The following is a 17742-nucleotide window of genomic DNA, read 5'->3' as shown; positions in this document are numbered from 1 at the left end:
GATGATGGCGTCGTTATTATCCAGGCTTCGCGGCGGTGCGCGAGCGGTTACGCCGACGCTGCTGCAGATGGAAGCGGTCGAATGCGGCGCGGTTTCCCTCGCTATCGTGCTGGCCTACTACGGGCGTCATATTCCTGTAGAGACGCTCCGGTACGATTGCGGGGTATCCCGGGACGGCAGCAAGGCGAGCAACATTTTGAAGGCCGCCCGCAAATACGGCATGGAGGCCAAAGGCTACAAGAAGGACCCGGAAAATCTCAAGCTGCTGAAGCCTCCTTTTATCGTACATTGGAATTTCAATCATTTTCTTGTGGTGGAGGGCTTTGCCGGCGGCAAGGCGTTTCTGAACGATCCTGCCCACGGTCCGTACTCGGTAAGCCTCGAAGAGTTCGACAGCTCGTATACGGGAGTCGTGCTGACCATGACGCCGGGAGAAGCCTTCGTGCGGGAAGGGAGCCGTTTTTCGGTGCGCTCGTCGCTGCTGCGGCGGCTCAAAGGATATGAGCGGGAAGTCGTCTATTTGGTTGCGGCGGGGATCGGCTTGGCCGGCACGGGGGTGCTCGTACCGCTGTTTCTGAAGCTTTTCGTAGACCGGATGATGCTGGCGGGACAGAGGGAATGGGCGGGAGCTATCCTGCTGGGAATGCTTGTCATCGTCGTTCTTCGCGCCTTGTTAACGGCTCTAAGGCAGTATGCGCTGCTGAGAATGGAAACGAAGTTTTCTCTCAGTATGGCAGGCTCTTTCGTATTGCATATTCTTCGTCTGCCCGTCGGATTTTTCGCTCAGCGCTTCGTGGGGGAGATTGCGGGCAGAGCGCAGGCGAACGACAGAGTCGCCCAATTTGTAACGGAAAAGCTTGCAGGCACCGTTATTGACGTGATGCTTGCCGGATTTTACTTCACGTTCATGCTGCTTTACGATTACCGTTTGGCGCTGATCGCCATACTGGTCGCTGCGCTTAACGTGGCGTACTTGCTGCATGTAAACCGCAAGCAGACGGACCGGAATCAGAAGCTGCAGATGGACGAGGGGAAGCTGGAAGGCGCGTCCATTGCCGGGCTGATCAATATGGAATCGCTCAAGGCGAGCGGCAGGGAGTCGGACTTCTTCTCCCGCTGGGTGGGATACCAGGCCAATACGACTCGCACGGAGCAAGCGCTCGGCGCGTCCAACCAATATTTGTCGGCGATTCCTGTTCTGCTAGAGCAGCTAAATAGCGCAATCATTCTTGTCATCGGCGGCCTCCTCGTGCTGAACGGCTCGTTTACGGTCGGCATGCTGCTTGCTTTTACCGGCTTTGCTTCGGGTTTTCTTGCGCCGGTCAACAATCTGGTGGCGATGGGGGGAGAATGGCAGCAAATGCGAGGGCATTTATTTCGGCTGGACGACGTGCTGAACCATTCGGCCGATACGGCGCATTCCGGCTCATCGGAAGCGGGCGAGGCGAACGACCCGCAGCAATGGCCTCCGAAGCTGTCCGGAGCGCTGGCTATCTGCAATGTTACGTTCGGCTACAGTCCTCTGGACCCTCCGCTTATCGAGCGGATCAGCCTGACGGTTCCTCCCGGCGCGACGGTTGCTATCGTCGGAGGATCGGGCAGCGGCAAATCGACGTTGTCGAAGCTGCTGACCGGCTTATACGAGCCGTGGAACGGGGCGATCCGTTTCGACGGTCGGCAGCGGTCCGAGCTGCCCCGCCATGTGCTGGCCAATTCCGTCTCGCTGGTCGACCAGGATATCCGGCTGTTTGAAGGGACCGTCCGCGATAATCTTACGCTGTGGGACCCGACGATACCCGACGCCGTTGTCGTTCAAGCGGCCAAGGACAGCTGCATCCACGAGATCATCGCCGCAAGAGCGGGCGGATACGATCATATGGTGGAGGAAGACGGCCGGAATTTCAGCGGCGGGCAGGCGCAGCGGCTGGAAATCGCCAGGGCGCTCGCGCAGCGGCCGTCCATCCTCATATTGGATGAAGCTACCAGCGCCCTGGACCCGGAGAGCGAGGCCGTCATCTACGGCAATATTCACAGGCGAGGCTGCACTTGCATCATTATTGCTCACAGGCTCAGCGCTATCCGAGATTGCGACATGATCGCGGTGCTGGACCAAGGGAAGCTCGTACAGACGGGAACCCATGAGGAATTGCTCCGAGTCGAAGGCCATTACCGGGAGCTGTTCCATGCCTCGGAGAGGGGTGAGGCTTCATGATGATGCCGGAACTCGCCGAAGCACGGCAGCGGTATCCGTCCAGAGCCGCCTTACTGCTGCAAGAGCGCCGGGTGCTGACGATGCATTACGTGGAGCAAGGCGCCGTGGACATGTATACGGCCGAGCTTGCGCAAGGTAAGCCGGCCGGTTTCAAATCGCATGTGCTTACGGTGGAGGCAGGGCAGGTTTGGTTCGATCTGCCGCAAGTAGATGAAGGCGGCTTCGGCTGGATCGCCGAGATGATGGCGGATACGGTTATCGCCAGCATTCGGCTTGAACCGTTTGCGGAGGCCGTCCGGGCCGGCGGCGCTGATGACGCCGATGACAGCCTCAAGCTGCAGGTTCAGGCGGCGGGCTTGCTTGAAGAGTGGCTGCTCCGTCTTACTTCCGCGGCCGTGTCCGATGCAGCCCCGGTTCAGGCTCAGCAAGCGGAGCCGAACGCCGACATTGTCGTCTGGGAACCGGCGGTGTTCACTTCGGAAGCGCATGTCGTCTGGATGTGCGCTGAAGGCGGGCTGCCCGGCTTATGGCAGGACGGCGGCCTGCCTGCGGTCCCGCCCGGCGTATACGTGCCGATGATGCGCTCCGTATGGGCGGCTTCTCCCAAAGGCAACCGCTTGTACACAGCAGACACCCTAAGCCTGCTGCAGCTGCATGACGGATTGCCCGAATCGGTGCGCTTGTTTCACCGTCTCCTGGCGCAAAAGCTGCTCCATCAGCTGCGTCAGGCGAAGCGGGAAGAACAGGAGCGGCTGGCAAAAAGATTAAAGCAAGACAGGCTCAGCATGGAGGAAGCCGTCAGCCGCTTTTCGGCGGTCGGCGATAAGAGAGGACTTCAGCGGGAGGGTTCGTTCCCGGACCGGCGCGATCCTCTGTTCTTTTGCACGCGCCTTGTCTGCGAAATGATCGGCATTGAACTGAACATGCCGAGACGATGGGAACCGGGCCGCAAGGCGGAGGAGCTGCTTCGCGAAGCCGGTCTTCGCAGCCGCAAGGTTGCGCTGCGTTCGGGCTGGTGGCGGGAAGACAACGGACCGCTGCTCGCCTTTCTTGAGGACGGCCGTCCGGCGGCGCTGCTTCCGGCCGGAGACGGCGCCTACGGAATGATCTGCGAGGCGGGGGAGAAGCCGGTCATCGTCAAGCAGCGGCTGGCCGAGCAGCTGCGCCCGTTCGCTTACGAGCTGTACCGCCCGCTGCCGTACCGCTCTCTGACGCCGAAAGATATCGTCCGCTTTCTCCTTACCCAAAGAGCGATGAAGGATATCGTTTGGGGGCTGATCTACGGGCTTACCCTCGGCTTGCTCGGCATGGCGCTGCCGGCCGCTACCGGCTTTATGATCGACAAAATCATTCCTGCGGCGGAACCGGGCCAGCTGTTTCAGATGATGGCGCTGCTGATGAGCATCGCCTTTGCCGGCTTTGGCTTCCGGGTGACGCAGTCCATGGCGTGGCTTCGGCTGTTCGGCACATGGGGGGCGTCGCTATACAGCGCAACATGGGACCGGCTGCTGAATATGCCGGCCGGATTTTTCCGCCGGTACAACGCCGGCGATTTGGCGAGCCGCATCGGGGGCGTGGGCGCTATGTTCCATGTCATATCCGGCTGGCTCGTATCGGGCATGACGATCGCGATCTTCTCCTTGCTGCAATTCGGTCTGCTGTTCTGGTATCAGCCGAGCTTGGCGTGGCTGGCCGTACTGCTGATCGTTATCTACGCGGCCGTCTTTGCATTGTCAAGCGTACAGCTGGCCAAGCACATGAAACGAAAAACCGAACAGGAAGGCAAGGTCGGCGGGCTGCTCGTGCAGCTGCTCGCCAACATAACCAAGATGCGCGTCGCTGCGGCTGAGCGGCGCGCCTTCAATCGGTGGAGCGGCGCCTTCAGCATGCAGCGCGCTCATGCGTACCGTCTCCGCGAAGCCGCCAACCGGCTGACCGTCGTCAACGGCGCTTACCCGGTTTTATCGAGCCTGGTGCTGTTCTGGATCATATCGGCCTCGGACATTCGGATGAATCCGGGCGCCTTCGCCGCCTTCCATACGGCGTACGCCACGTTGATCGGCTCGGTGATCGCCTTCTGCGCTTCATCGCTGCCGCTGTTCGAGCTGAAGCCGCTCTACGAGAGGGTCAGGCCGCTTATGAAGGAAGAGCCGGAAACGGAAGCGAACCGGGAAGATCCGGGAGATTTGAAAGGCGGCATCGAGCTGAGCGAGGTGACGTTCCGCTACGACATGAACGGGCCGCCGATACTCGACAACGTCTCTCTGAAGATTCAGCCGGGAGAATACGTAGCGGTCGTCGGCGCTTCCGGCAGCGGCAAATCGACATTGCTGCGCCTGATTATCGGCTTCGAAACACCGGAGCAGGGCGCCGTCTATTTCGACGGCAAAGACTTGAGCGGACTGGACCTGCGGGCCGTCCGGCGGCGGTGCGGCGTCGTGCTGCAAAACGGCCGTTTGTGGGCCGGGGACATCGCGCAAAACATTATCGGCCAAGGCGGCGAATACACGATAGACGACGCCTGGAATGCGGCGCAGCTCGTCGGCATGGACGGCGAGATCAGCCGGCTTCCGATGGGGATGCATACCGTCCTGTCGGAAGGCGCGGGCAGCTTGTCCGGCGGGCAGAAACAGCGCATTCTGATCGCCCGTTCCATCGTGCATAAGCCGAGAATCGTACTTCTCGACGAAGCGACGAGCGCGCTCGATCAGAAGTCGCAGGAGAACATTACCACGATGCTGCGGGGCATGAGCGGTACGCGAATCGTCATCGCCCACAGGCTCAGCACGATCGTCCACGCCGACCGGATTATCGTGATGGACAAAGGGAAGATCGTGCAGCAGGGCAGCTATGAAGAGCTGCTGCGGCAGGAGGGGGCGTTCGCCCGGCTCGCCGCGCGCCAGATTGTGTGACGGCGTGTGCGGCAAAGATACCCCGAATGGGGTACAGATTATTGCCTTAGGTCAGGCTATAATGAGGGTGGCTAGGCAACGAATCATGGAAAGGGGTTTTACCTTATGAGTTGGACGATGGAGAAGGCTAACGAGCAATTCGAGTTGTTCAAGCAGCGCGCTGCGGAGGACGCTTCATTCCGGGCGCTCGCGCTGGCTAATCCGAATCAGGCGATCCGGGAGCTGAGCGGCTTGGATTTGCCGGAAGGCGTTGAAGTTGTCATTTCCGAAGGGGAGAACGGAGAGCTTCAGGCGAAGACGTTGATCAACGCCCCTGCCTCCGACGCCGAGCGCGAGCTGGACGAAGCGGAACTGGAGCAAGTCTCCGGAGGCACGTCATTCTCGGCGTTTATTCTGTACGGTCCTCCGTATCCGGAAGGCAAGAAAAAAAGATAATACAACGTTTGGAGAGAGGAGCCGGAATCATCGTTTCGGCTTCTTTTTTTTGGACGCGTCGGGAGGATGTCGTACCTTGATTGAGATTGTACATCTTGAGCCGGAAACGGCGGGGCCGTATCAGCCCTTCACCTATCGTTCTTACAGAGACTGGCTGGTCCGGCCCGATGCGGACCCGGAGGGGCAAAAATTAGCTCTGGGCGCCCGCTGGACGGGACATCCCGTCGGACTGCTTCTCGCCCATTCGCCTGCCCGCGACGATCCGGCCAGAGTGCTCTCCGTATTCGTCGACGGACGTTTCCGGAATCGCGGCATCGGCACGGCGCTTATGCAGGAGCTGAAGGCGCATCTCCATCGAATAAAGAAGCAAGCGTGCATCGAGTATTATGCCCTCAACCAATATGAGGCGCTGGAGCGGGTTCTGGTGAAATCGGGATGGCAGCCGCCAGCGGTATACAGCCGGTTTTACCGATGCGACATATTCGCCGGCATGCCCAGCCCGTGGATTCGCCGGTTCAAGCTGCCTGCCCGCTTTCGCGTCGTCCCTTGGAGCGAGCTGCGGCAGAACGAATTGGCGCTTATGAATACGCTGCAGGAGCAAGATTTTAACGATTATTTCATGCCGCTGCAAAAAGAAAGCATTATCGATCGCAGCTGCAGCCTGGCGCTCAAGCTGGATGAACAAATCGTCGGATGGTCGATCGTCGATCGCGAGCTGACGGATACGCTGCTCTACCGCGCGCTATATATCCGCGAAGCTTACCGGGACCAAGGGCTGGGGTTGGCGTTGGCGGCCCAATCCGCGCAAAGGTTGGGCAGGACGGGAGCGACGCATATCGTCATCCAAATATTGGATAAAAACATGCGGATGCGGAAAGTGGCCGAACGGCTTTTGGCGCCGATGCAGCCGACCGTCACCGCCTACAAAACGGCGCTGCTGGAGCTATAATCATTCCTCTGGCAAGCGAAGGGGAGCGAGGCGAAGGAGGCGCTGTGCCTAAGCCCCAAAAGGGTACAGCTGAAAGGCGATATGCAGAAGGTTTGGATCGATCATATCGGCTTTTCATTCGCCCCCGCCTCTCCGAAAGGGACGGGGGAGGGCGTCAACGGGGAGAAGCCCGGCAAGTCGAACGATCTATCCTGTCGAGATGCCGGCCAGCAGTCAACGATCATAAAAAAAGAAGCAAGCAGCGGCTGCTTGCCCGAATTTGACGGATATTTGTTCATTAACCATTCTGCCGCCCTGCCGCTGCAGGCATCGTTTTCGTCAGCGACATTACTTTCTTTTTTTGGGAGAAGCCTTCACGGTGTTGGCCGGGAATGCATGAACCGTTAAATCATTGATATAATATTCGATATTCGTATAGCCCATTCCCCAGTAGTCCCCACTGGATTCCAAGGTGCCGTCAGGCGCATAAGCGCTGTTCGGATTAAGCCCTCTTGCCTTCTCCCAGTCATCAGGCATGCCATCTCCATCTGTATCCGCCGGCGCCCCGGTCAGCACTGCATCAGGATACATATATTCGACGCCCGTTTCAATATGGTATTTGTCAAGCTCTGCTTTTTGTTCATCCGAAGCTTCCGAATAAGGTCTTGCGCCCGTGAGCGATCCTTGACCTGATCTTGTTTCGAAAACAACCTGCTTGTCAATAGCCGTTCTTTGATTCGCACTGACCGCCGCACCGGCGTAATGCAGCACATGATTGTAGGAATCTTTGGCACTTTCCGCGTAGACGGCGGTAGAAACATTCACATCGTTTACAATCATTTCAAAAGGAACATCCGAACGGGTATTTGCTTCTGTTTTTCCGGAATCATAGGTTATCCCTGTCCAGTTATTCGAGGTAAGCGTACCGTAGTCTGTATTATCCCTATTAAGAAACCGATTCCCCTTTAAATAAATGGAATAGTTTTCGGGACTTGTTCCGCTATCTCCAACGCTTATATAATTGAAGCCTCCTTTGGTGGAAACGCCCATTTTCAACGTATTATTCACATAATTTTCATGCCCGAGAGTCCCGTAAGCCGTTTGGTATCCCCAGTTGTAGATGACGTTATTGGTAAAATCGATGGGATTGGTTCCTACTACTTTTCCTCTGAAATTCCGGGATACGTTGTGTACAAGCAGATTATGATGCCATGAAGCATTAGCCCTGCCAAGCATAACCCCAAACCCGTGAATGCCTTTGGAATGGTAGGAAAATGAATTCGACGGACCGATGATGGAATACTGTACGGTGTAATTATTATTGTTTGAATAAAGTCCCCATTGTTCGTCATTTGCCCAGCCTATTGACACATGGTCTACTATGGAATTGCTTCCGTTCGCCCCTCCAAATGCATCGTAATCCTTCTCGACGCCTCTTTCACCGGGCCTTGAGCTGATAAAGCGAAGAATAATATTATCCCCGCCTAGACCGATTTTATAGTTTTTCAATGTAATTCCTGCGCCGCCCGGCGCAGTCTGCCCGGCTACAGTCACGTTGGATTTGACAACGACATCGCTTTGTAATTCAATAGTTCCTCCCACTTTAAAAACGACGATTCTATTCGGCGTGCCGACCGCATCCCGGAATGATCCGGGGCCGCTGTCATTAAGATTAGTGACGTATACGACTTCGCCTCCGCGTCCGCCTGTGGCAAACTTGCCTCCGCCTTCAGCTCCGGGAAAGGCAACGATATTTTGCGAGGCAGCAGCACCGTAGACAACAGGGTTACCAGCCGTACAAAATAACGATAAAGTAACCGATAAAGCGACTGAAATTCCACATATCTTATTTATTTGTAACTTATTCCATTTGAGCATCAACTTAACCTCCTTTGTAATGCCTCAGCCATGCGTCGCCGCAATGGCATAGGCCAACATCTTTGAACGCGTCGCGTCCAACGGGTTGACTTTCCTTCCACCTCCCTTGCTCCCAGACTGGATGCCGCAAGCCGGTGGCCGGCCGGCGCGGGCCTTACAGCAATGCTATTATTAGTAAACGCTTACAAATTGTATTATACCAATAATTCCAAGATACTTATGGGGGACATACATCATAGTTATGGGGGAGTTACCTTATTTTAAAGCGATCCGGCGAGCAGCGGGGGGATCAACCCCCGGCGGAATAGCGGCCTAGTTCCCGAAAGCCGATGAGTTCGATTCCCCGCCCAATTTCAATATCGCCATGCTCGCTGGATACGGTTTTCTTGCTCTTTCCAAACAGCTATTTTACGATTCTACCGTTCAATGCACCGATATGGAATTTTAATGAAACATAATTAGTGAAATCTCCGGAACCGACTGCTTCAAAATTATTTATCCCTGCCTTGAGCTTTTCATTAATAACAATGAATCCTAATTCTTTTCCATTTTGATCTTGAAAGGATATATTTGCCCCAATGTTAGCAGATGGAAGACTTTCGGCAACTTTTATTTGACCAACTACATTTGTGTTGTCGCCTTCTTTGCGAACAATGATATTTCCGATCGAAATATTTTCCAAGTCAGACTGGACTTCGAGAAAAAGACCTCAGCCTCCACATGGCAGTGGAAATTGAGGTCCTTTCGTTTGGGTGCGGATCGGCTTACAACGATTCCTCGGACAGCTCGTCGAGCGTCTTCTCCAGGCTGGGCGCCATATGCTTAAGAAAGTACTCCATCTCCGGCATATTCATTTCCTGAATCGACTGCTCGATCTGTTTCTTGGCGCTGCCGAATTCCTTGTTGCCCGCGGACAGCTCGGTCACGCATTTCAAGTAGGCGTCGAGCAAATCGGCGGCTTTGACGTAACGCTTCAGCTCGGGATCGAGTCCCGACGACTTGGCGTCGATCAGCGGCTCGTATACGGGCTTAAGCTTCGGAGGAATCATATCCAGCAGCCGTTCGGCGGCAAGCTGTTCGATATCGCGGAAGTTGGATAAAATTTTCGGATTATGGTGCTTCACCGGCGTCGGGATGTCTCCTGTAAACACTTCCGTCGCATCGTGGAACAGCGCCATGCTGACGATGCGGTCCGTAGGAACGTTACGGCCGAATTCCTCATTGGCGATCGTGCACAGCACATGCGTCAGCAGCGCGACGTGAAACGAATGCTCGGCGACGTTCTCCTTGAGGATATTGCGCATAAGGCTCCAGCGTTCAATGTAGCGCAATCGGTACATATAAGCGAAAAAATGACTGTCCATATAACTCATCCTATCCTGTTTACTTCTTTGCCGCGGGCGTCTGGCGCACGGAAAAGCTCTGCACAGTAGGATTATACACGATTTGGGCGCCGATGACAGTTTCCAAATCTTTAAGAGCTATGAACACTTTGTTATTTTTCAGGACGAGCGGCTTTTGCAGCGCGATCGTCTTGCCTCCGGCGCGGGCCGTCAGCTTGTTGGCGTTCGCCGTCCCGGTCCACTGGCCGCTCTGGTACTGGATCGTAACGGTGCCGTCCGCCGCCGCTGTCGCTTTCCCGCCCAGCTGATTCATCGTGTCCGCTAAGGGCACTTCCTGAGACGAAGGTGCGGGCGCCACGATGCGGCGCATGATCGAAGAGTCGAGAACTTCCGGCGTGACGGCGCTGTTGCCTGCGTTGATGCGCGGAATTTGCATCGGGTCTTCGTCGCGGGTCGCCATTTCGGGCACGATGGTGAAGGCATATTTCATGCCGCCTTGGCCGATATAATCGATCGTTTTGTTATCGTAAAAGCCGAACGGATACGCATACGCGTCGATCGGTCCGGGATACAGCTCGCCCAGCTTGGCGACGCACGCCTGCGTATCGCCGAGAACGCGCTGCTTGTATTGCTCCTCGGTTTCCTTCTTGCCGTCCGTTACGATCCGTCCGAGGAGGGCCGCGCTGCCGTCCGGCAATTTATAATGGAAGCTGTTGCTGTGGCACTGCGCGTCGATAAAATTCGTATCGGTGGTCATCTCGACGATTTCATCCTTGGATAAGGAGGGGATATAGCTGGCCAGAGGATTTTCCAAATCTCCCGTAATGACAAAATTAACGGCGGGAATGCGCATATGTTTCAAAATAGGGTAAGCGTTTACATAGAAACTCTCGTATCCGTCGTCGAACGTTACCAGCACGGCGTTGTGAGGGACTTTGGCGCCCTGCATATAGTCTCTGAATTGCTGCAGCGTGATGAATTGGTAGCCTTTGTTTTTTAAATACGTCAGCTGGTCTTCAAAAAGCTTGGTCGTGATCGTTCCGGCGCTCTTGGCGTCATCGTCCACGTGGTGGTACATGATCACGGCGACTTGATCTTTGTATAGGACATTCGTCTTGGCCGCCTGGAGGGAAGGAAGAAGCATGCCAAGCCCGAAAATACTCAGGGCAACCGCCTTGACGACGAGTTTCCTCATAAACATCGATGCTCCTTATCGTGTAGTCTGAATGACCTAGTTTACTCTGCTAACGTATTCTATTATTTGCGGGCAAACTCCTGCCGCCGCCTGCTATTTTTAACGAAAAGTTTACTGGGAAACGACAATGGGAGGCTGGCGCCGCGGGAAGCCGTCATGGCGCTGTTTTTCGCAGTTTTTGAACATGGCGGAATATGCTATTATATACTTATGTGCCATCATATATAGAATTGACGCAGGGCTTATTTTGGAAAGGAGATTTTATTCATGCAGCAATTTCAACAGAGCATCTACGACCTGATCGTAGAGACATCGACGAATCTTCCGGCCGACGTCCGGCAAGCGATCCAATCCGCCCAAGAGCGGGAGGATGCGGGAACCCGTTCCGCGATTTCATTATCTACGATTGCCGATAACATCGATATGGCCGAGTGCAACGTCTCGCCGATCTGTCAAGACACGGGAATGCCGACCTTCGTTATTCATTGTCCCGTAGGCGCCAACCAAATCGTCATGAAGAAGCAAATTCTCGAAGCGGTTGCCAAAGCGACCAAAGACAGCAAGCTTCGCTCCAACTCGGTAGATTCGCTTACCGGCGCTAACAGCGGCGACAATCTCGGACCCGGAACGCCCGTGATTCATTTCGAGCAGTGGGAGCAGGACGAGATCGAAGTGAAGCTGATCCTCAAAGGCGGCGGCTGTGAAAACAAGAACATTCAATACAGCCTTCCAACGGAGCTTGAAGGGCTCGGCAAAGCCGGACGCGACCTCGACGGTATCCGCAAATGCATTCTGCACGCGGTATATCAAGCGCAAGGTCAGGGCTGCAGCGCGGGCTTCATTGGCGTGGGCATCGGCGGCGACCGGACAAGCGGCTACGAGCTGGCCAAGCAGCAATTGTTCCGCCGTGTAGACGACGAGAACCCGATAGAGGATCTGCGCAAGCTGGAGGATTACATTTTGGAAACCGCCAATCAGCTCGGCATCGGCACGATGGGCTTCGGCGGTCAAGTATCGCTGCTCGGCTGTAAGGTGGGCGTGATGAACCGTTTGCCGGCAAGCTTCTTCGTATCCGTTGCTTACAACTGCTGGGCGTTCCGCAGACAAGGCGTTCTGCTCGATCCGAACACCGGCGGCATCAAGGAATGGGTATATCCGAACGGCAACACCGTATCGATGAAGAAGGAAGCCGCAGCAAGTTCTGAAACGTCCGAACGCCGCGAAGTCGTACTGCAAACGCCGGTAACGGAAGAGCAGATTCGCCAGCTGCGTGTAGGCGATGTCGTAATCATCAACGGACCTATGTACACCGGGCGCGACGCGCTGCACAAATATTTGATGGATCACGACGCCCCTGTCGACTTGAACGGCGCTGCAATCTACCACTGCGGTCCGGTTATGGCGAAGGATGAGAGCGGAGAATGGCATGTGAAGGCAGCCGGCCCGACGACCAGCAGCCGGGAAGAGCCGTATCAAGGAACGATCATCAAGAAGTTCGGCATTCGCATGGTGATCGGCAAAGGCGGCATGGGCGCGAAAACGCTGGCTGCCCTGCAGGATCACGGCGCCGTTTATTTGAACGCGATCGGCGGCGCGGCGCAGTATTACGCGCAATGCTTCAAGAAAGTAAGCGGCGTCGACTTTATGGAGTTCGGCACGCCTGAAGCGATGTGGCATCTGCAAACCGAAGGCTTCGCCGCGATTGTGACGATGGATTCCCACGGCAACAGCCTGCACGCCGAAGTCGATAAAAACTCGCTGGAGAAGCTCGCGCAATTTAAAGAGCCTGTATTCGCTTAAATCAATGAGAACCTTTGGAATCCGGCTGAACGCCGGTATAGAAAAATATTTGTCCCTCATTGTCCCGGTATCTCTGATACTTGGGTTTCTTTTTTCTGCCCGTCTTAACGGACTGACGGCCTGGGCGCCGTATTTGTTCGCTTATTTGACGTTCGTGATGGCGACCGGCTGCAGCTGGGGCCAGATCAAGCAGGCGTTTCGGATGCCTGTCCCGATGCTGATCATTTTCACCGCTGCCCATATTATAGCGCCCGTCGTTTCGTATGCGCTGGGCAGCGCTTTTTTCGGCTCGCATTCTCCGTATGTCGTCGGATTCGTGCTGTTCACGGTCATTCCCCTGGGTGTATCCTCGGTCATTTGGGTCGGTTTGTCCAAGGGCAATGTACCGCTCGCGCTGTCGATGATCGTGCTTGATTCCGCATTAAGCCCGTTTGTCATACCGTTCGAGGTATCGCTGTTTTTCGGGGCGGATATTGCATTCGATCATGTAAAGGTTATGCTCGATTTGGTTAAAATTATTGTAGTGCCGACGGCGCTTGGCGTGATCGTCAACGAGCTGTCGCGGCACCGGTTCAAGGAGTGGTCGGCCCCGGTCTGCGCGCCGTTGAATTACTGGTGCTTGAAAAAATTCGAAACCCGTCTTAACAAAAAATTAACTGGCGTTCCGATCTCCGAACAGCTACGCTACTAAGGTATGTTTACTTTTTACACAAGAATGATTCCAGCGGGGGTATCATTGCCGCGCCTCATACGGAGGGAACCGAAGGAACGATGCAAAAATTCCGGGCAAGACTTACATTGATATTTATAGTGCTGATCGGGGCTTCCGTCCTTGCCGCCGGGCTGTTCATGGCCCGAATGCTGAAGGAATCCCATATCGATGCGTTAAAAACGAATATGGAGCGGGAACTCAAAGTCATTCTCGTGACGATAGACTGGAGACAATCGGGAACGGAGGCGGAGCAGATCCGTTATTTCACGGAGCAGGCCGACCGGCTCAAGGCATCGGCGGACGCCCGCGTCACTTACATCCGCGCCGACGGCAAGGTGCTTGGCGACTCCGATCACGATCCGCAGGATATGGAAAACCATTTGAGCCGGAAGGAAGTCGCCGAAGCGATGCAGAGCGGCGGTTTCGGCACGGATATGCGCTACAGCGTCACCTTGCAGCGCAATATGCTGTATGCGGCGGTACCGGTGAAGGAAGGCGGTCAAATCCAGGGCTTCCTGCGTCTAGCGATGAGTCTGGAGGATGTCGACGCTTCGATCCGCCAAGTATGGTACGGCGTGCTCATCGGCTTGCTGGCCGTATTCATTATCGCCGGACTGATCAGCTACCGGATCGCCTACAGTTTGACGCGCCCGATCGAGATGATTACGAGGGTCGCCTACCAGATTACGAATATGAATTACAAGGCGAGAGTTCATATCCGCAAGAAGGACGAGGTCGGACAGCTCGGGCAGGCGATCAACGGCATGGCGGACAGCTTGCAGCTGCAGATGAACCGGATTTTGGAGGACGAGAGCCGGCTGAAGAGCGTGCTGGAAAATATGATCAGCGGCGTGATGATGATCGACCGCGAAGGCAAGATTGTGCTGCTTAACCGTTCGGCGGAGGAGATTGTCGGCTTCTCCTCCCATGAGCTGCTCGGCAAAAAATTCGACGAAGCGAAGCAGCAGTACGAATTTACGCAGCTGATTCAGGAATGCATCGATTCTAAGGAGCATATCCGCGATGAGATGATTTTCTACTATCCGTCGGAGCGGATTCTGGAGATCAACCTGAGCCCCCTTTCCGTAGGAGAAGGGGAATGGGCCGGCGTGCTGATCGTGCTGCACGATATTACGGCGGTGCGCAGACTTGAGCGGATGCGCAGCGAATTCGTCGCGAATGTGTCGCATGAGCTCAAGACGCCGATCGCCGCGGTGAAAGGCTTCGCCGAGACGCTGCTCGCCGGCGCGCTGAACGATAAGGAGACGGCGAGATCGTTTCTGCAAATTATTTTCGACGAGAGCGAGCGGCTGAACCGGCTGATCGGCGACATTCTGGAGCTGTCGAAGATTGAATCGAAACGGATTCCGCTGCAATTTTCGCCGGTGCATATGCATACCTTTGTCGCCAATGCGCTGAACGTGATGAACGCCGAAGCGAAGAAGAAGTCGATCGAGCTGGCGATGGAGGTCGACGAAGAGATGTACATCGAAGCCGACGAGGACCGGCTGCGGCAAATTCTGATCAACCTGCTGTCTAACGGCGTCAATTATACGCCGGAAGGCGGCAAGGTGAGGGTCAAGGTCGAGCCGGTAGAAGGCAGCTACGGTCCGAGCGGCGACTACGAGCGGATTCAGATGACGATCTCCGATACGGGGATCGGGATTCCGAAGAAGGATTTGCCGCGCATCTTCGAGCGGTTCTACCGAGTGGATAAAGCCCGCTCCCGCAGTTCGGGCGGTACGGGGCTTGGTCTATCCATCGTCAAGCATTTGGTCGAGCTGCACAAAGGAACGATCCGCGTGGAAAGCGAGGTCGGCATGGGGACGAAGTTTATCGTCGAGCTGCCGGTCATCCATTGACCGCTAGCGGCTGCGGCAGGGGCAGGGCGTCATAAGCCGGCGCTTCCCTGCCCTTGCCGCTTTACAATAAATTAATAAAAACTTTACATTTTGCCAACAAAACCGTGCTATGATAAGCTTGTCATATAGAAACTAAAACGGGGGATTCCCATGCCGCACAAAATTTTAGTTATTGAAGATGAGCCTACGCTAGCAAGACTGCTATCTTATAATTTATCGCAAGACGGCTATGAAACGAAGGTGATCGATCACGGGAGCGAAGGGCTGCAAACCGCTCTTCAGCAGCAGTTTGATCTGATCATTTTAGATATTATGCTTCCCGGGCTTAACGGCTTCGAGATTTTATCCAAGCTGCGCCAGAAGGGCAACAAAACGCCGGTGATCATTCTGACGGCGCGCAATGCCGAGGAGGAAGTCGTGCAGGGCTTGAAATACGGTGCGGACGACTATATTACGAAGCCGTTCGGAGTGGCCGAGCTGCTGGCCCGCGTCTCCGCCGTTTTACGCAGAACATTGTCCGAGGACCAGCTTCAGGACAAAGGCGCGGCGGGAGAGAAGGTCATTCAGGTCGGCGATCTGTACATTTATCCGGAGAAGTACGAGGTCATGCTGAACGGGGAGTCGATCCCGCTCAGACCGAAGGAGTTCGAGGTGCTGCTCTATCTTGTTCAGCGCCCGGGCGTCGTCGTGACCAGGGACGATTTGATGAATATCGTATGGGGCTTCGATTATATCGGCGGCCAGCGCACGGTGGATGTGCATGTCAGCTCCCTGCGCAAGAAGCTGGAGATGAATCAGCAGAGCGTGCAGATCGAATCGATTCGCGGGGTCGGCTACAAGCTGGTCGCAACCGCAATCAAAAAAGCATAAGGCAGAAGAAGAAGCGTCTCGCACCGGAGGCTTCTTTTTTTACGTCCGAAATTCCATTTCCCGGGAAATCGGCGACAAATTTTGCATCAGATTGGAAACAATAGTCCGGTGAAGTCTTTCAGACTGGAAAGGATGGCAAAATTGCATATAATGTTAGCCAGATTAGAAATATCTTTTTCCCCCTATCTTCAATATACTAGGGCTAAGCAAGAAGACAGGCTCATAAGCTAATTAGTTCAGGATTCCGAAGGAGGAACATAGGAATGGCAAAAACGTTTAGAATCGGCATTATCGGCTGCGGTGGAATCGCTAACGGCAAGCATATGCCGGCACTGAAAAATCAAAGCAACGCCCAAATGGTTGCGTTCTGCGATATTGTAGAGGAAAGAGCGCAGGAAGCCGCCGAGAAATTCGGCACTCCGGACGCGAAAGTATATACGGATTATCGGGAACTTCTGAAAGACAGCACGATCGATATCGTGCATGTGTGTACGCCGAACGATTCCCACGCGGATATCTCGATCACCGCCCTGGAGTCGGACAAGCATGTGATGTGCGAGAAGCCTATGGCGAAGACGGCGGCCGACGCCCGCCGCATGGTGGAAGCGGCCAAGCGGACAAGCAAAAAGCTGACGATCGGTTACCAGAACCGTTTCCGTTCCGACAGCCAGTATTTGAAGCAGCTTTGTTCCGACGGAGAGCTCGGCGATATTTATTATGCGAAGGCTCATGCGATTCGCCGCCGCGCGGTTCCGACTTGGGGCGTATTCCTGGACGAAGAGAAGCAGGGCGGAGGTCCGCTGATCGATATCGGCACGCATGCGCTCGATTTGACCTTGTGGATGATGGACAACTACAAGCCGAAAGCGGTGCTAGGTACGGCCTTCCACAAGCTGTCCCAGAAGAAAAACGCCGCCAACGCTTGGGGCTCTTGGGACCCTGAGAAGTTTACGGTCGAGGATTCCGCCTTCGGCATGATTACGATGGAAAACGGCGCGACGATCGTGCTGGAATCGAGCTGGGCGATCAATATGCTGCAAACCGGCGAAGCCAAAACGACGCTGTGCGGCACCGAAGGCGGGGCCGACATGCAGGACGGTCTGCGCATTAACGGCGAAAAGCACAGCCGCTTGTTCATGAACGAAATTCAGCTGGATGCCAAGGGCGTCGATTTCTACGACGGGAAAAAAGAAAGCCCGGCCGATCTGGAGGCGCGCTTGTGGCTGGAAGCGGTCGAGCAGGATAAAGAGCCGGTCGTTACGCCGGAGCAGGCTTGCGTCGTCTCGGAAATTCTGGAAGCTATTTACGAATCGTCGAAAACCGGCAAAGCGGTTTATTTCGACTAATACAGCCTTACAGTCTACAGCCCGGATGGCCTTCTGATGAAGGTGTCCGGGCTTTTTTGCGTTTCCGTTTTTTCTTAACGCCTTATCGCCTGTTTAATCCAAATTGTGGTAAAATGGCTGTTACCAAGGGGAGGGTGAATGGATGGCTCAGGAGGGGAACCGGGTGATAGTAAATGAACGGCCGAAGGGATTGGCAAGCTTCATTAATCAGTCTCAATATGTGGCAGCACTCAAGTATGTCTGAGGGAG

Annotated in this window: 13 protein-coding genes; 9 read left to right on the top strand and 4 right to left on the bottom strand. The window is 55.1% G+C overall.

The window, feature by feature from the left end; all coding sequences use genetic code 11:
- Position 1 precedes the first annotated feature (1 nt).
- The 4 genes from N0M98_RS20740 (at position 2) to N0M98_RS20725 (ending at position 6508) form a co-directional block, all read left to right on the top strand.
- Entirely contained in the window at positions 2 to 2212 is a 2211-nt protein-coding gene (locus N0M98_RS20740; protein ID WP_259619018.1) for an NHLP family bacteriocin export ABC transporter peptidase/permease/ATPase subunit, read from the top strand.
- Entirely contained in the window at positions 2209 to 5124 is a 2916-nt protein-coding gene (locus tag N0M98_RS20735; RefSeq protein WP_259619017.1) for an NHLP bacteriocin export ABC transporter permease/ATPase subunit, read from the top strand. The genes N0M98_RS20740 and N0M98_RS20735 overlap by 4 nt, the downstream gene beginning before the upstream one ends.
- A 105-nt stretch (positions 5125 to 5229) precedes the next feature.
- Entirely contained in the window at positions 5230 to 5559 is a 330-nt protein-coding gene (locus N0M98_RS20730) for a hypothetical protein (RefSeq protein ID WP_249865183.1), read from the top strand.
- Positions 5560 to 5635: 76 nt separating this feature from the next.
- On the top strand, positions 5636 to 6508 hold the full coding sequence (locus N0M98_RS20725) for a GNAT family N-acetyltransferase (RefSeq protein WP_259619016.1): 873 nt from the start codon (positions 5636 to 5638) through the stop codon (positions 6506 to 6508).
- A 327-nt stretch (positions 6509 to 6835) separates the two neighbouring features.
- Here N0M98_RS20725 and N0M98_RS20720 read toward each other — a convergent pair whose 3' ends face one another.
- The 4 genes from N0M98_RS20720 to N0M98_RS20705 form a co-directional block, all read right to left on the bottom strand.
- The gene (locus N0M98_RS20720) at positions 6836 to 8365 is read right to left on the bottom strand and encodes a dockerin (RefSeq protein WP_259619015.1); all 1530 of its coding nucleotides are present in this window, start codon (positions 8363 to 8365) and stop codon (positions 6836 to 6838) included.
- A 403-nt stretch (positions 8366 to 8768) separates the two neighbouring features.
- Complete coding sequence (locus N0M98_RS20715; protein WP_259619014.1) at positions 8769 to 9047, bottom strand: hypothetical protein; 279 nt, start codon at positions 9045 to 9047, stop codon at positions 8769 to 8771.
- A gap of 82 nt (positions 9048 to 9129) precedes the next feature.
- A complete protein-coding gene (gene yfbR / locus N0M98_RS20710) occupies positions 9130 to 9729 on the bottom strand; it encodes a 5'-deoxynucleotidase (protein ID WP_249865180.1) in 600 nt (199 codons plus the stop codon).
- Positions 9730 to 9748: 19 nt separating this feature from the next.
- Positions 9749 to 10903, bottom strand: a complete 1155-nt coding sequence (locus N0M98_RS20705) for a polysaccharide deacetylase family protein (RefSeq protein ID WP_259619013.1) — start codon at positions 10901 to 10903, stop codon at positions 9749 to 9751.
- Positions 10904 to 11170: 267 nt separating this feature from the next.
- On the opposite strand from N0M98_RS20705, the gene N0M98_RS20700 reads away from it, so the two are divergent.
- The 5 genes from N0M98_RS20700 to N0M98_RS20680 all read left to right on the top strand — a co-directional run bounded on the left by N0M98_RS20700 (position 11171) and on the right by N0M98_RS20680 (position 17493).
- Positions 11171 to 12703, top strand: coding sequence for a fumarate hydratase (locus tag N0M98_RS20700; RefSeq protein ID WP_249865178.1), 1533 nt, complete (start codon positions 11171 to 11173; stop codon positions 12701 to 12703).
- Between the two features lie 133 nt (positions 12704 to 12836).
- On the top strand, positions 12837 to 13394 hold the full coding sequence (locus N0M98_RS20695) for a bile acid:sodium symporter family protein (RefSeq protein ID WP_259619012.1): 558 nt from the start codon (positions 12837 to 12839) through the stop codon (positions 13392 to 13394).
- 80 nt (positions 13395 to 13474) lie between these two features.
- The gene (gene pnpS / locus N0M98_RS20690; RefSeq protein ID WP_259619011.1) at positions 13475 to 15277 is read left to right on the top strand and encodes a two-component system histidine kinase PnpS; all 1803 of its coding nucleotides are present in this window, start codon (positions 13475 to 13477) and stop codon (positions 15275 to 15277) included.
- A 150-nt stretch (positions 15278 to 15427) separates the two neighbouring features.
- Positions 15428 to 16147: a response regulator transcription factor gene (locus tag N0M98_RS20685; protein ID WP_249865174.1), complete on the top strand. Its 720-nt coding sequence runs from the start codon at positions 15428 to 15430 to the stop codon at positions 16145 to 16147.
- A gap of 263 nt (positions 16148 to 16410) precedes the next feature.
- Positions 16411 to 17493 carry a Gfo/Idh/MocA family protein gene (locus N0M98_RS20680; protein WP_259619010.1) on the top strand — a complete coding sequence of 361 codons (1083 nt, stop codon included), beginning with the start codon at positions 16411 to 16413 and terminating at the stop codon, positions 17491 to 17493.
- Positions 17494 to 17742 lie beyond the last annotated feature (249 nt).

The sequence above is a fragment of the Paenibacillus doosanensis genome (assembly GCF_025060755.1).
GTDB lineage: Bacteria > Bacillota > Bacilli > Paenibacillales > NBRC-103111 > Paenibacillus_S > Paenibacillus_S doosanensis.
This window is presented reverse-complemented; position numbering and strand designations above follow the sequence as displayed.